The organism is Glutamicibacter soli, assembly GCF_052322135.1.
Classification (GTDB): Bacteria; Actinomycetota; Actinomycetes; order Actinomycetales; family Micrococcaceae; genus Glutamicibacter; species Glutamicibacter soli.
The window spans coordinates 1162785-1177702 of sequence record NZ_CM125969.1 but is presented as its reverse complement, the minus strand read 5'-3'; the positions used below and the strand labels follow the sequence as shown (position 1 = coordinate 1177702).

The following is a 14918-nucleotide window of genomic DNA, read 5'->3' as shown; positions in this document are numbered from 1 at the left end:
TACAATGTACTGTCCACGATGTTTTTGATCATTTATTATGTATCAAAACTACTCAATTTGGAGTGGCGGATTCGTGGCCGCGGGTTAGGAACCCGCGGCCGGCGGCCTAAAGCCTCGGGTCCAGCGGCTCGGATTCCAGCGCGAGCACACCGAACACCATCTGGTGAACTTTCCACAGCGGCTCCCCCACCGCGGTCAGCCGCAGCGCTTCCAGTCCCAGCAGGTACTCCTGCATGGCCCGCGAACGCTTCCGGTCGGTGGCCCGCTGCTTCAAGCGCCGCAGGTTTTCTTCCTGAAGGTAGTCGGCGCCGTAGATGATGCGCAGGTATTCCCGCCCGCGCACCTTGATGCCCGGCTGCACCCAGCCCTTGGGACCGCGGGTGAGGTTCTGCCACGGCTTGACCACCATGCCTTCGCCGCCCGCCATGGTCAGCTCCTCCCACCAGCGCACCGCCTGGTCCGTCGACTCCCCGGAGTCAAGTGACACCCGCATCCAGGCGGTGTCCTTGAACAGGTCCGGCGCCTGCACCGCCAGCTGCCGCGCAATGCCCAGGTGCCATCCGTGGTCGCGGGTTTCATGGGTCTTGCCCTCGGAGGCCAACACCTGGAATGCGGCGAAGCGGATCTCGTCCTTGTTTCCCACGTACCGCCGGTAGGACTCGCGGAACGCCAGCGCATTCCCGCTGCGTTCACGGGTGCGTTCAAGCAGCGCGGTCAACTCCAGCCCGGTCCCAGCAGCCTTCTCCAGCAGGTCGACGGCTGCCGAGGTGGCTGCCACCGCGGCGGCGCCGACCGAAGCATAGTTGTCCTTGATCAGTGATTCGGCCTTCAGCGACCAGGGCAGCAGCTCGCCGTCCAGGATGACCCAGTCCGAGCCCAGTTCCTCCCACAAGCCCGCCGCTTCCACGGCCTCATGAGCGCGGAGCAACAGGGCGCGCTCCACCTCCGGAGCCAGGAAATCGCGCCCGGTGCGCGTATGCAGGGCGCCGAGCCAGCCCTCGGGCGCGTCGAAGCGCCCGGGATTGCGGGCCAGCAGCAGCACCGCGCGCGAGCCCATGTGCTTCTCTTCGCAGACGACCTCGGTGATCCCGTGCTTGCGGAAGTAGGCGAAGGCCTCGTCCGGGTGCTCCAGGTACCCCGGACGCGCCGAGGACTCCGCCGGGGACATGGTCGGCGGCAGGTAGCGCAGCCAGCGCGGGTCGGTGGCGAAGCGGCTCATGGTTTCCAGGGCGCCGGCGGCCTGCGCGGCGCTGAGCTTCACGGTGCCGCGCTCGCCGGCCTTCAGGTGCAGCGGGCCGGTGACGTCCGCCATGGACAGCACGCCCGGTTCGCGCTGCGGCCCGTGCGGGGATTCCAGCGGCCGCAGCGGTTCGGCGTACTGCGCCAGCGCGTCCACGGCCACGACGTCCCGTTCCGGGTAGCGCAGCGCGCTGAGCTGGCCGCCGAAGGCGCATCCGGTGTCCAGGCAGGCGGTGTTGTTGATCCAGGCGACCTCGGTGACCGGGGTATGCCCGTAGAGGACGGCGGCCGCACCGCGGTAGTCCCGGGCCCAGGGATAGCGCACCGGCAGGCCGTACTCGTCCTTCTCGCCGCTGACCTGCCCGTAGAGGGCGAAGGCCCGCACCCGCTTGGAGGCCCGCCCGTGGTACTTCTCGATCAGCCCCGCGTGCGCCACCACCAGCTTGCCGTCATCCAACACCAGGTGGGAGACCAGGGAACGGGCGAAGTCCTGCACCTCGCGCGTGAATTCCGGGCCTTCGGCCTCCAGCTGTTCCAGGGTCTTGTCCAGGCCGTGGCCCAGGGTGACCTTGGCCCCGCGCAGGGCGCGCACCAGCTTGTCCTCGTGGTTGCCTGGCACCGCCAGCGCGTGCCCGGCGGCGGCCATGCCCATCACCAAGCGCAGCACGCCGGGCGAATCAGGGCCGCGGTCCACCAGGTCGCCCACGAAGACTGCCCGCCGCTCGGGGTGGAAGGCGTCGACGGCGCGCCCCTGCCGGTCGCGGACCAGTTCGTAGCCCAGCTTCTCCAGCAGCAGCACCAGCTCGTCCAGGCAGCCGTGCACGTCCCCGATGACGTCGAACGGGCCGTGCTGGTCCCTGAAGTCATTGAGCAGCTTGTGCCGGGTGATGACCGCATCCTCGATCTCCGCCAAGGACGAGAGCACGTGGACCCGGGCGAAGCCCTCGCGGCGCAGCATCTTGAGCGACCGGCGCAGCTGCTGGTGCTGGCGGTCGATCGCCGACTTGGGCACCCGGCGCTCGCCGCGGGTCTCGTTGCGTTCAAGGCACACCTCGACTGGGACGTCCAGCACGATGGCGGTGGCCAGCACGTCGTGGCTGCGCGCCAGCTCGATCAAGCTCTGCCGGGCGGCGGGCTGGACGCTGGTGGCATCCACCACGGTCAGCAGGCCGGCTTCCAGCCGCTTGCCTGCCACGTAGTGCAGCGCGTCGAAGGCCGCGGCGGTGACGGACTGGTCGGTCTCGTCATTGCCCACCAGGCCGCGGAAGTAGTCGCTGGACAGCGTCTCGAAGCGGCCGAAGTGCTTGGCGGCGAAAGTCGACTTGCCGGATCCGGAGACGCCGATGAGCACCACCAGCCCTGACTCGGGAATGGAGAATTCGTTCATGCCGCGTCCTTTCGGAAGATAGCCATCTGGGTGGGCGTGCCCGCTGAGCCGTCCACCGGCCCGATGCCGCGGAACTCCACGGCGTAGCCGTAGTCCGTGGCGGCGGCCCCGGCCCAGGCCTGGAATTCCGCACGCGTCCATTCGAAACGGTGGTCGTCGTGGCGCAGGGAGCCGTGTTCCAGGTCCGGGTACTTGCTGTTGTATTCGACGTTCGGAGTGGTCATCACGACCATGCGAGGGGCGGCGCCGGCGAACACCGCGTCCTGCAGTGCCGGCAGCCGCGAGGCGTCCACATGCTCGATGACCTCCATGAGCACCAGCGCGTCGTAGCCGGCCAGCCGGTCGTCGCGGTAGACCGCGGAGCTGTGCAGCAGGCTGATGCGTTCTTGCTGCTCGTCCGTGCGCTCCTCCAGGCGCAGCGCGGCGGCCGCCTGTTCGAGGGATCGCGCGGAGACGTCGGTGCCGACGATACGGGTGAAAAACGGGTCCGCCTGCAGTCGGCGCAGCAGCGCACCGGGCCCGCAGCCCAGGTCCACCACCCGGTGGGCTCCGTATTCCTTAAGCGCGGCGATGACATCCATGGCACGCTGCACCCGCAGCGGGACGGCTGCTTCGCCGCCCGCCTGCTCCGAAATGCCCGGGCCTGCCGTGGCTTCCGGGACGGCTGGCGAATCCATCCAGGCCTCGGCCAGCGCCACCAGGTCCTTCTGGTGGGCCAGATAGCGACGGGCGATCAGCTCCCGGTCGGGGTGGTCCTCCAGCCAGCCTTCGCCCTGCCGGGCAAGCTTTTCCGCTTCGTCGTCGTTGACCCAGTAGTGCTTCGAGTCATCCAGCACCGGCAGCAGGACGTAGAGCTGGCGCAGCGCAAGGTCCAAGCGGACCTCTCCGCTGAGCGCCAGCGCGCTGTACTGCGAATCGCCCCAGTGCGGATGCTGCTCGTCCAGGGCGATGGGCGTCTGCTCGACGTTCCAGCCCAGCGGCGCGAACAGCCGCTTGGCCAGGTCCCGGCCCGCGTGCCCGCGGGTGGAGAGCACGGGCAGCTCGAGGCGCAGCGGCAGCGGCGCGGCGGCCAGCTCCGGGTAGCTTTCGCTGGTTCCGGTCATGGCGCTGCGCAGCACCTTGCCCAGGGCCACTGACATCAGGCTCGACGCGGCGTACGGGCGGTCGTTGACGTAGTAGTCCAGGGCCCCGGCGTCGCCGCGGAAGCGCTTGCTGCGCACCAGCCCCACGGGGTCGACTTCTAAGAGCAGGGCCGCGGTGGCGCGTTGCTTGGAATATTCGGGATAGAACACGTGGGCTTGGCCCACCGCCAGGTCGAAGGACTGTACCTTGCCTGGATGCTTGCGCAGCAGATGCGACAGGGCGGTGGCGTCGATCCCCGACCCGGGGGCGGATTCTAGGGTGATTGTCAGTAGCACGGGGCGGACTTCCCAGGAGTTTTTGCTCGGTGGCTTGGCGTTTCATGCAAGACTACCGAAAAACTGGGTCTCGGGGCGCCGCGTGGCGAAGCATGCCAGTCCCGCGTGCCGTCTGGGGTGCGGAATTCCGCTCCGCCCGGCGGCTTAGTTCAGGTAGCCGCGGCCTGCGGCGTCCGCGCAGACCGGGGTCAGGTTCTCCGCGTCCCCGCTTTCGCAGGCCATGTAGACCAGGTTGGCGGCTTCTTCGGTGCTCAGCACGTCGTAGCCCATGGACCCGGGGTTGTAGGACACCGCGGTGCTCCACTCGTCGATGTTCTTGCAGTCCTGCAGTCCGCGCAGCTCGGCTTCCTGCAGCTGCTCGTTCGAGGACTCGGGGTTGGACCATGCCTCGTTCTGCGTTTGGATGGCCGCGCTGCAGGTGTCGCTGACCGGGGAGGTCGCCGCGGCGTCGAAGTTCGTACAGCCGGCCGCCGCCAGCGTGATGATCGACAGTACAGCGGCCGAGGACAGAACTTTTCGCATACCTGCCATGCTACCCATGCAACATAGGTATTGGCTGGGTTGCTTCAAGCACGCGCCGGCCGTGCCCGGAGCGCGAAAAATCCCGGCCACGCACACGGGCGGGGCCGGGATCCTCTGCCGCAGGGTGCTGCGGCTAGGCGATGCGGGAACGGTCGAAGGCGTCCAGGCTGATGCCCTGTTCCAGGATCACCTTGGCCCATTCCTTGGCCGAGTGCAGGCTGTGGTCGCGGTAATTGCCGCAGCTGACCGCCTCGGTGCCCGGCACGTCATCCCAGGTCACCTTCTGGACCAGGTCCTCCAGCGAGGTCTTGATGGCCGCGGCCACCTGCTCGGGGGTCGGCTCGCCCCAGGCGATCAGGTGGAATCCGGTGCGGCAGCCGAACGGCGAAAAGTCGATCAGGCCCTCGAAGCGGGTGCGGATCAGCCCGGCCAAGGTGTGCTCGATGGTGTGCAGCCCGGCGGTCGGGATCTCGCCGTGGTTCGGCTGGACGAAGCGGATATCGTAGTTGGAAATGGCGTCGCCCTTGGGGCCGTGCTCGACGCCGATCTTGCGCACGTAGGGCGCCTTGACCTTGGTGTGGTCCAGCGCGAAGCTCTCGACTTCTGCAAGTTCAATATCACTCATGCCAAGAGTCTATCCGCTCACTTGGCCTCGACGCGATGATGGTTAATGAGGCGTAACCGATAGAATTTTGTGAGACTTCGGGGCGCAGCAGCGGACCCTGAACTTACTTCCTAGAAGGGAACTTCATGTCGGACAAGAAGACCTTGCTCGTATTCGCTCATAGCGACGAGGCCGTGGCATTCGCCGATGTCGAGCACCTGATTTCCGGTGTGGGCAAGGTCAATGCGGCCGTGGCGCTGGCCGGCGAACTGGCCGGAGGCAATATCGAACGCGTCGTCGTGCTGGGCACCGCCGGCGTGGTCGGCCATGCAGGCGAGGACCGCCCGAGCCTCGACACCATCTACCAAGTGACCAAGCTGATCCAGCACGACTTCCCGCTGCCTTCGGCAGACGTCGAGCCAACCGGCGAAATCCTGCTCCCCGGCTTCCAGGCCACCATGGCCACCGGCGACGTCTTCGTCTCCGACGACCAGCAGCGCGTGCACATCTCCGGCTTGGGCGCCTCCTTGGTGGACATGGAAGGCTACGCGTACGCCAGCATCTGTCAGCGCTTCAACGTGCCGCTGCAGATCTTCAAGATCCCTTCGGACTACGCGGACGACTCGGCGTCGATCGATGAATGGGACGACATCGCCAAGGCCAAGAGCGTGCAGCTGCGCGAGTTCTACGAAAAGAACCTGGCCTAGCGTCAACCGCACCGAGGGCAGGGACAGCGCCGCGGGTCGATACCCGGACGCTGCCCTTGCCCTTTGTTCTTGGCCATTGCCAACCCGCCGGGATCAGGCCGGACGGGATCGACACGGTCGGCGTCCAAACTGCCGCTTGGTCTAATCGACCTGGGATTCGATACAGTGAGCGCATGACGCCACGGACCGAGCAACCATCAGGTGGCAGCGAAAATTCGACGCTGCGCCACCATCAGCTGATCATTTCCCTCTTCGGCCTCTACGCCAGGGCGCACGGGGGCGAGCTGCAGGTGTCCACGATCATTTCGCTGATGCACGACCTCGGCGTCGAGTCGGCCGGCGTGCGTTCTTCGATCTCGCGGCTCAAGAAGCGCGGCGTCATCGACAGCGTCAAGGTCAACAACCGGAACGGTTACGCGCTGTCGCCCTCGGCCTTGTCCGCGTTCGCGGAAGGCGATGAACGCATCTTCACTCCCCGCCGGGCGACCGCCGACAGCCGCTGGCTGCTGGCCACGTTCACGGTGCCCGAATCGCAGCGCAGCATCCGGCACAAGATCCGCTCGACCCTGGTCCGCATGGGATTCGGCGCCGTCGCACCCGGGCTGTGGATTGCCCCGGAGCACCTCAAGGACGAGGCCCTGTCCTACTTCGACCGACACGGGATGGCGGATTACTTCGAGTTCTTCCTGGCGGAGCATGTGGGCAGCCATGACCTGGCCAAGAACATGGGCATTTGGTGGGACCTCGAATCGTTGGATTCCCTCTATTCCGAGTTCCTGGAAACCAATCGGCCGCTGCTGGAGAAATGGACGGGAATTCCAACCGCGCAAGAGTCGGAGGACCTCGACGCCGAGGCGTTTGCCGACTACCTCGTGTTGATTACCCAGTGGCGCCGGCTGCCGTATTCCGACCCGGGTCTCCCTGCCGAGCTCCTGCCAGAAGGGTGGAACGCCATCGCGGCCTCCGACCTGTTCCAGCAACTCCACGAAATCATCGGGTTCAGGGCGTCCCGGCACGCGGAACGCGCCATCAGCGCCCAGGAAAGCGACGCCCGCATCTAGCTCCGAGGCTTCTGCCTGCCTGCCCGGCCAACAATAAGCCGCAGGCCAGTTCATGCGAACTGGCCTGCGGCTTATTGTTGTTTTGCTGCCCGGTAAATCCCTAGCGGCTCTGGATAACGGCGACGCCCTGGATCTCGATAAGCGCTTCCTTCTGCCACAGGCGGGTGACGCCGATGCCGGCCATGGCCGGGTACTTGCTGCCCGCCATCTCGCGCCACAGCTTGCCGATCTCACGGCCGTTGGCCATGTAGTCGTCAACGTCGGTGAGGTAGATGGTCACGGTCACCAGGTCCTCCGGCTTGCCGCCGGCTTCCTCAAGGGTGGTCAAGACGTTGCCGAAAGCCTGCTTGAACTGTTCCACGATGCCGCCGGGAACGATCTGCATGTTTTTGTCCAGGGCGGTCTGGCCGCCGAGGTAAACGGTGTCTCCAGCACGCATTCCATGCGCATAGCCGGATGGCTTGGGCAGGGATTCCGGGTTGACAGTGAGGTTTTCGAAGACTGCGGTTTCGGCCATGGTGATCCCTTTCAGAGATTCGATGCGATATCCAAAAATTAGGTCTAGCGCACAAATTGTGATGCGTGCTACATTGAGCATACGTGACGGCGGTAAAAAAGTCGACACATAGTTCTCCGGGAGAAAGCACACCATGAAACTCGCTTCGATTCAGTACAAAACACAGCGCATGGCAGCCGTGGCGGTAGACGGCGGCTTTGCTCCGCTGAATGCCCAGAATCTCAGTGAGCTCCTCGACAACGAGCAGTGGCAGGACTTGGCCCGGAAAGCTCTTGCCTCCGGATCCGCCGAATTCATCGCCACCGCCGATGCAACCATCCTGAACCCCGTCCCCGCCCCGAACAAGGTCATCTGCTGCGGGCTGAACTACTCCGAGCACATCCTGGAAATGGGCCGCGAACTGCCCGAATACCCGACGCTTTTCGCCAAGTTCGCCGATACCCTGACCGATCCGAATGCCGAGATCACCAGCGAAAATTCCGAGTCCGTCGACTGGGAAGCCGAACTGGCAGTGGTTGTCGGCTCCACCCTGCGCCATGCCAGCGAAGACGAAGCGCTCGCGGCGATCGCCGGATACACGGTGGCCAACGACGTCTCGATGCGCGACTGGCAGCGCCGCACCCTCCAGTGGTTCCAAGGCAAGGCCTTCGACGGCACCACCCCGCTGGGCCCGTACCTGGTGACCCCTGACGAGATCGACCCGGTCGCCGGCGTCGAGGTCATCTGCAAGGTCAACGGCGAAGAGGTCCAGCGCGGAAATACCCGGACCCTGGTCTTCTCGGCGGCCGCCCTGCTGTCCTACATTTCCAGCTTCACCACGCTCCGGGCCGGCGACGTGGTGCTCACCGGAACCCCGGGAGGCGTGGGCGTGGGCATGACCCCTCCGCGCTTCCTGCAATCGGGCGACGTGCTGTCCACGGAGGTTCCCGGCATCGGCGAACTGTCCAACAAGTTCACCCTGCGGATCCCGGCCGACGCTTAATCCGCCAGCAAACTTCACCTCAACAAGAACTCCAGTTCACACTTCCAAAGGAGAAAAACCATGACTGAAACACCAATGGTCTACCGCACCGAAGGCGACAACTCGATGTACGCCGGCGCCGACGGTTTTGTGGTCCCCGTAGTCACCCGTGCCGGTCAGGAAGACACCAACACCGCGCAGTCCGGCGACTGCGTACGCGTCTCGGGCGTCAGCATCCAGCACACCCCAGCCACCAAGATCTGGTTCGGCCAGGTCTCCAATACCCCGGGCTACCGCTCGCTGCCGCACCACCACGGCGAAGCCGAAACCGGCGGCTACGTGCTGCGCGGCCACGGCCGCATCTACTTCGGCGAGAACTACGAGCAGTACCTGGACATGACCGCAGGCGACTGGGTCTTCGTTCCGCCGTTCATGCCTCACGTCGAAGCCAACATGTCGGTCACCGAGGAGCTCGTCTGGCTCACCGCCCGCACCCCGGAAAACATCGTGGTGAACCTCGAAGACGTCGACGACGCATCGCTGGAAGGATACCGCCGAGCATGAGCGCCCAGACCCTCGACTCCCAGATCTTCCTGAAGGCCATCGATCTGATGGAGACCGCGCCGGAGGTTTTCGACCAGGCGTTCAACGCCACCCCGCAGTACGCTCCGTGGCCCAAGGCCTACGGCGGCGACATGGTGGCCCAGGGGGCCATGGCCATGATGCGTTCGGTGGGCGATGACCGCGAGCTGCATTCAATGCACTCCTACTTCCTGCGCCCCGTCGACATGCACGAGCCGGTGCGCTACGAGGTGGAGCACCTGCGCGACGGCCGCGGATACTCCACCCGCCAGGTGCGTGGATTCCAGAACGGCAAGCCGGTCTTCTCCGCCCTGGGTTCCTTCCACGTGCCCGAGCAGGGCCCGGACCTGTTCAAGGATGCTCCGGAAGGCTCCTTCGACCTGAATCCGGAGTCGCTGGACAGCGCCGCCCAGGCGCTGGAAGGCGCCGAAGGCGCGGATGCCGAGTACTGGTCCACCGGGCGCAGCTTCGAAATGCGCCATGTGCCATCGCCGGTGTACCTGAGCGTGGAAGGGTCTACCGAGCCGCACCAGGCGGTCTGGGTTAAGGCCTTCTCCCCGCTGCCGGACGACAAGGTGATCCAGCGGGCGGCGCTGACCTACGTCTGCGACTACACCATCCTGGAACCGATCCTGCGCAGCCTGAACCTGCCATGGCGCACCGAGGGCCTGACCACTGCCAGCCTGGACCACTCCATGTGGTTCCACCGCGAGGGCCGGGTGGACGACTGGGTACTCTACGTCCAGGAGGCAGTCTCCAGCCAGAACAACCGCGGACTGGCCCTGGGCCGGTTCTACACCCGGGACGGCAAGCTGCTGGCCACCGTTGCCCAAGAGGGCATGATCCGCGGCCCACGCGGCTAGTGCACCGCCCGAAATCCTTCACCACACCGTATACGGCGAAACGACCACTGGAGATACGACATGCCTCTATCACCCTCGTCCCACGTTGACACGTTCACCCGCGACCATCTGCCGCCGCAGGAACAGTGGCCGACGATGGAATTCACCCTGCCGGAACTGCAGTACCCGGACCGGATGAACGCGGCCACCGTGCTGATCGACGACGCCGTCGCCGCCTTCGGCGCGGACCGTCCGGCCCTGCTGGCGCCCGACGGAACCACCCTCAGCTACGGCCAGCTGCTGGCCCGCTCCAACCAGGTGGCGCAGGTGCTGGTGGAGGACTTCGGCATCGTCCCGGGCAACCGGGTCATGCTGCGCGGACCGAACAACGCTTGGCTGGTCGCCTGCTGGCTGGGTGTGCTCAAGGCCGGCGCCGTCGCGGTGACCACCATGGCGGCGCTGCGCGCCCAGGAGATCACAACCATCGCGGAGCTGACCAAGCCTTCCGTGGCCCTGTGCGACCACCGCTTCGTCGAGGACATGGTGCTCGCCGCCGACGACGCCTACCCGGTGGTGGCGTTCGGCGGCGACGGGGAATCCGACCTGGTGCAGCTGGCCGCGGCGAAGTCGGGGCAGTTCACCAACGTGGACACCGCCGCCGACGACGTGGCGCTGCTGGGCCCGACTTCCGGCACCACCGGAACGCCGAAGATCACCATGCACTTCCACCGCGACATCCTGGCCAACGCGGACACCTTCGCGCGCCATATCCTCAAGCCCACCAAGGACGACGTGTTCGCCGGGTCTCCCCCGCTGGCCTTCACCTTCGGGCTCGGCGGCCTGGTTGTCTTCCCGCTGCGTTTCGGGGCCAGCTCGCTGCTGACCGAGCGGGCCACCCCGGTGGAACTGGCAGAGCTCTCGCACCAGGCCGGGGCGACGGTGCTGTTCACCGCGCCCACCGCCTACCGGGCGATCCTCAAGAACGGCAAGGCCGACCTGCTGCGCTCGCTGCGCGTCGGCGTCTCGGCCGGCGAGCACCTGCCGGCTGAAACCTGGCACCAGGTGAACGAGGCCACCGGACTGGAACTGGTCAACGGCATCGGCTCCACCGAGATGCTGCACGTGTTCATCTCGGCCGCCGGCAAGGACATCCGTCCCGGCCGCACCGGCACCGCGATCCCCGGTTTCCGCGCCACCATCCTGGATGAGCATGGCAAGGAGCTGGGCCCGAACGAGATCGGCCGACTCGCGGTCATCGGCCCGACCGGGTGCCGCTATCTGGACGACGAACGCCAGCTGAACTACATCAGCGGCGGCTGGAACGTCACCGGGGACGTGTTCATGAAGGATGAGGAGGGCTACTTCATCTACCAGGCCCGCAGCGACAACATGATCGTCTCCTCCGGCTACAACATCGGGGCTCCGGAAGTGGAGAACGCGTTGAACCAGCACGACGAGGTGCTGGAGACCGCGGTCATCGCCCGCCCGGACCCGAACCGCGGATCCATCGTGTGCGCGTTCGTGGTGCTGGTCGACGGGGCCGAGCAGTCCGAGGCCAAGGCTAAGGAACTGCAGGACTTCGTGAAGGCAACCATCGCCCCCTACAAGTACCCGCGTGAAATCCACTTCGTGGACGAGCTGCCGCACAATCCCAGCGGCAAGCTGCAGCACTTCAAGCTGCGCGAGGCGCTGAACGCCGATTCGCTGTCCTAACCGGCAGCCCACCCCAGCAAATTTTTGACCGCAGTGCCCACGGGGACTGGTGAAAGGACTAAGACCATGAAAATCGCAGTGATTGGCGGAGGCCCGGGCGGACTGTACTTCGGCGCCCTGATGAAGCAGCTGGACGCGGCGCACGAGGTGACGGTCTGGGAGCGCAACGCCGCCAGCGACACCTTCGGCTTCGGCGTGGTGTTCTCCGACGAGACCCTGGGCGGCATCGGCAACGCCGACCCGGTGATCGCCGAGTACATGTCCCGCCGTTTCGCCCGCTGGAGCGACATCGACATCCACTTCCGCGGCGCCATGCACACTGTCGGCGGCCAGGGTTTCGCGGCCATGAGCCGCAAGGAGCTGCTGGAGCTGCTGCAGCGCCGCAGCATCGAGCTGGGCGTTGACGTGCGCTTCTCCACCGTCGCCCCGCCGGTGGAAGAGCTGATGGCGCAGTACGACCTGGTGCTGGCGGCCGACGGCTTGAACTCCTCCGTCCGCGCCAAGTTCCCCGAGTCCTTCAAGCCCTCGCTGGATCCGCGAGCTTCCAAGTACATGTGGCTGGGCACCGACCAGGTGTTCGAGGCCTTCAAGTTCTTCGTCAAGGAAACCGACGCGGGCACCATGCAGATCCACGGCTACCCGTACTCCGACGAGGGCTCCACCTTCATCGTCGAAATGCACGAGGACGTGTGGCGGGCCGCCGGCTTCGACGAGAGCGAAAACGAGGTCTTCCCTCCAGGCGTGAGCGACATGAAATCCGTGGCCAAGGTCAAGGAGATCTTCGCGGACGAACTGGCCGGCTTCGACGTGCTGACCAACAACTCCAAGTGGATCAACTTCACCACGGTGCGCAACCAGCACTGGCGCCACGAGAACATCGTGTTGCTGGGCGATGCCGCGCACACTGCGCACTTCTCCATCGGCTCCGGCACCAAACTGGCCATGGAAGACTCCCTGGCCCTGGCCGCCTGCCTGCACGAGCACAACTCGGTTGAGGCGGCGCTTGAAGCCTACGAGACCGAGCGCCGCCCGGTGGTCGAATCCACCCAGCGTGCCGCCCAGGCATCGCTGGAATGGTTCGAGAACATCGGCCAGTACAAGGACCAGGATCCGGTCCAGTTCTGCTTCAACCTGCTCACCCGTTCGCGCCGCATCACCTACGACAACCTCAAGCTGCGCGACACCGAGTTCGCCACCAAGGTGGATGAGGACTTCGCACGCCTGAACGGATCCGATGTGGTGGCCCCGGCGATGTTCCAGCCGCACAAGATCGGCGAGCTGGAGCTCGTCAACCGCGTGGTGGTCTCCCCCATGGACATGTACTCGGCGGTCGACGGCGTGCCCGGCGACTTCCACCTGGTCCATCTGGGCTCCAAGGCCATGGGCGGCGCCGGACTGGTCATGACCGAAATGGTCTGCGTCTCCGACATCGGCCGCATCACCCCGGGCTGCACCGGCTTGTACACCGATGAGCAGGGCGCCGCGTGGAAGCGCATCACGCAGTACGTGCACGGCAACTCGCAGGCGAAGATCGGCGCCCAGATCGGCCACTCCGGCCGCAAGGGTTCCACCAAGCTCATGTGGGAAGGCCTCGACGAGCCGCTGGAAGAGGGCAACTGGGAAGTCCTGGCCCCTTCGGCGCTGCCGTACGGCGAAGGCTGCCACGTTCCGGTGGAAATCACCCGTGCCCAGATGGATGAGGTCCGCGAGCAGTTCGTGGCCGCCGCCAAGCGCGCCGACGAGGCCGGTTTCGACCTGCTTGAGGTGCACGCCGCGCACGGCTACCTGCTCTCGTCGTTCCTCTCCCCGCTGTCCAACCAGCGCACCGACGAATACGGCGGCTCGCTGGAGAACCGCCTGCGCTACCCGCTGGAGGTCCTAGACGCGGTGCGTGCCGCCTGGCCGGCGCACAAGCCGCTGGGCGCCCGCATCTCCGCCACCGACTGGGCGGAGGGCGGCAACACCGAGGACGACGCGCTGGAGATCGCCAAGGCGTTCATCGCCCACGGCATCGACTCGATCGACGTGTCCTCGGGCCAGATCGTGCGCAATGAGCGCCCTGCCTTCGGCCGCAGCTACCAGACCCCGTTTGCGGACAAGATCCGCAACCAGGTCGCCGCGGCCGCCGGGGTGACGGTCATTGCCGTGGGCGCCATCAGCTCCTACGACGATGTGAACTCGATCCTGCTGGCGGGACGTGCCGACCTGGTAGCGCTGGGCCGTACCCACCTGTACAACCCGCAGTGGACCCTGCAGGCCGCCGCCGAACAGGAGTACGTGGGCGCCGGGGCCACCTGGCCGCTGCCGTTCAAGGCCGGACGCCGCAAGCCGCCAAGCGCACGCACCGACGCGGTCCGCCCGCGCCTGTCGCTGCTGCAGGAGGCCGAGGTCGACGAGCAGGTCCACCTGCGCTGGACCCCGGCCAGGGACCAGGAGCCAGAGGCCATCGCCTCGAACGCCTAGACTCGCCTGGCACGGCCAGGCTCGACAGGGAGTGTTGCGATCAGCGGGAAACCGCCCGCAGCGCTCCCTGTCTTCGTCGTGCCTGGGGCATGCCCGCAGCACCTCCGCCGGGGCGGGAGAAGCGGAGCACTCCGGGCCAGGTTGCCCGATCGCTTCGTTGCAATTCCGGGTGGCGCTCAACCCGAAGTCCGCTGACAGACGATTCGTGCGGGCGTAGCATGGGGCGCATGACCCGTTTCCTTATTGACCCGCCTGTGCTCCTGGCGATTGCGCAGGAAGGCGTTTCGATCCACTCCGACCACCAACTCGTAGCCCCGCACGCCGTCCGCGTCGAGGCCATGGAACTGCTGCTAACCGAGGTTGCGGCAGGAACAATGCCAGAAGCCGCCGCCCTGGAGCTGCACGATGCAATGACGGCGGTGAAGATCCGCACCCTGGGCGACAGGGGTTCGCGGGGCACCGCCTGGAAGCTCGCCCGCAAGCACGGATGGGCATCACTGGGCAGGGCCGAATACCTGGCCATCGGTGTGCTGCAGGCAGACGCGCTGGTAGCCCTGGACCAGCAGCTTGCCACCCAGGCCACGGACATCCTGCCGCTGGCGCCGTTCTCGGCGCTGTCTACCGCCGGCTGAACACCGGGAATTGAAAGATCCACCCCTCCGGCGGCCGAATACGGTGGCCTCCCCGCCGATACAACTACCCACCGCCGGCCCACCTTGATCCTAAGGCCATTTTGGCCATGTTGTCGGGTCCCCCCAGTCCTTGGAAATCCAGACTGCAATGAACTACCCCGCCGGAGGCGGGGACAGCAAAGACGCCTTCATACGGGTACCGCTTGACGCTGGAAGTCTAAAAGCGAGAAGCACCCCGCACCCGAATAACGAAAGTTGCCAGGAACCCCG

At 66.1% G+C, this 14918-nt stretch carries 13 protein-coding genes; 8 read left to right on the top strand and 5 right to left on the bottom strand.

Features of this window, described 5'->3' with window-relative positions; all coding sequences use genetic code 11:
- Window positions 1-106: 106 nt before the first annotated feature.
- The 4 genes from ACTX90_RS05590 to ACTX90_RS05575 all read right to left on the bottom strand — a co-directional run bounded on the left by ACTX90_RS05590 (window position 107) and on the right by ACTX90_RS05575 (window position 5191).
- Complete coding sequence (locus ACTX90_RS05590) at window positions 107-2626, bottom strand: polynucleotide kinase-phosphatase (protein ID WP_443443426.1); 2520 nt, start codon at window positions 2624-2626, stop codon at window positions 107-109.
- Window positions 2623-4044 carry a 3' terminal RNA ribose 2'-O-methyltransferase Hen1 gene (locus tag ACTX90_RS05585; protein ID WP_443443425.1) on the bottom strand — a complete coding sequence of 474 codons (1422 nt, stop codon included), beginning with the start codon at window positions 4042-4044 and terminating at the stop codon, window positions 2623-2625. The genes ACTX90_RS05590 and ACTX90_RS05585 overlap by 4 nt, the downstream gene beginning before the upstream one ends.
- Before the next feature lie 144 nt (window positions 4045-4188).
- Complete coding sequence (locus ACTX90_RS05580) at window positions 4189-4566, bottom strand: hypothetical protein (RefSeq protein ID WP_443443423.1); 378 nt, start codon at window positions 4564-4566, stop codon at window positions 4189-4191.
- A gap of 133 nt (window positions 4567-4699) precedes the next feature.
- A complete protein-coding gene (locus ACTX90_RS05575) occupies window positions 4700-5191 on the bottom strand; it encodes an S-ribosylhomocysteine lyase (RefSeq protein ID WP_053797686.1) in 492 nt (163 codons plus the stop codon).
- Between the two features lie 125 nt (window positions 5192-5316).
- Here ACTX90_RS05575 and ACTX90_RS05570 point away from each other — a divergent pair, with 125 nt between their 5' ends.
- Window positions 5317-5877: a phosphorylase family protein gene (locus tag ACTX90_RS05570; RefSeq protein ID WP_443443421.1), complete on the top strand. Its 561-nt coding sequence runs from the start codon at window positions 5317-5319 to the stop codon at window positions 5875-5877.
- A gap of 173 nt (window positions 5878-6050) precedes the next feature.
- Window positions 6051-6938: a PaaX family transcriptional regulator gene (locus ACTX90_RS05565; RefSeq protein ID WP_443443419.1), complete on the top strand. Its 888-nt coding sequence runs from the start codon at window positions 6051-6053 to the stop codon at window positions 6936-6938.
- A 100-nt stretch (window positions 6939-7038) separates the two neighbouring features.
- Here ACTX90_RS05565 and ACTX90_RS05560 read toward each other — a convergent pair whose 3' ends face one another.
- On the bottom strand, window positions 7039-7455 hold the full coding sequence (locus tag ACTX90_RS05560) for a RidA family protein (RefSeq protein WP_053797683.1): 417 nt from the start codon (window positions 7453-7455) through the stop codon (window positions 7039-7041).
- Window positions 7456-7588: 133 nt separating this feature from the next.
- Between ACTX90_RS05560 and ACTX90_RS05555 the strand changes: the two genes are divergently transcribed.
- The 6 genes from ACTX90_RS05555 to ACTX90_RS05530 all read left to right on the top strand — a co-directional run bounded on the left by ACTX90_RS05555 (window position 7589) and on the right by ACTX90_RS05530 (window position 14648).
- The gene (locus ACTX90_RS05555) at window positions 7589-8437 is read left to right on the top strand and encodes a fumarylacetoacetate hydrolase family protein (protein WP_443443417.1); all 849 of its coding nucleotides are present in this window, start codon (window positions 7589-7591) and stop codon (window positions 8435-8437) included.
- Between the two features lie 60 nt (window positions 8438-8497).
- Window positions 8498-8980 (top strand): cupin domain-containing protein, encoded by a 483-nt coding sequence (locus ACTX90_RS05550; protein ID WP_053797681.1) that lies wholly within the window; start codon window positions 8498-8500, stop codon window positions 8978-8980.
- Window positions 8977-9861: an acyl-CoA thioesterase gene (locus tag ACTX90_RS05545; protein WP_443443415.1), complete on the top strand. Its 885-nt coding sequence runs from the start codon at window positions 8977-8979 to the stop codon at window positions 9859-9861. Before ACTX90_RS05550 ends, ACTX90_RS05545 begins: the two co-directional genes overlap by 4 nt.
- Before the next feature lie 60 nt (window positions 9862-9921).
- Window positions 9922-11553, top strand: a complete 1632-nt coding sequence (locus tag ACTX90_RS05540; protein ID WP_443443413.1) for an AMP-binding protein — start codon at window positions 9922-9924, stop codon at window positions 11551-11553.
- Between the two features lie 66 nt (window positions 11554-11619).
- Complete coding sequence (locus ACTX90_RS05535; RefSeq protein ID WP_113606618.1) at window positions 11620-14016, top strand: bifunctional salicylyl-CoA 5-hydroxylase/oxidoreductase; 2397 nt, start codon at window positions 11620-11622, stop codon at window positions 14014-14016.
- A 227-nt stretch (window positions 14017-14243) separates the two neighbouring features.
- The gene (locus ACTX90_RS05530) at window positions 14244-14648 is read left to right on the top strand and encodes a hypothetical protein (protein ID WP_113606619.1); all 405 of its coding nucleotides are present in this window, start codon (window positions 14244-14246) and stop codon (window positions 14646-14648) included.
- Window positions 14649-14918: the final 270 nt, after the last annotated feature.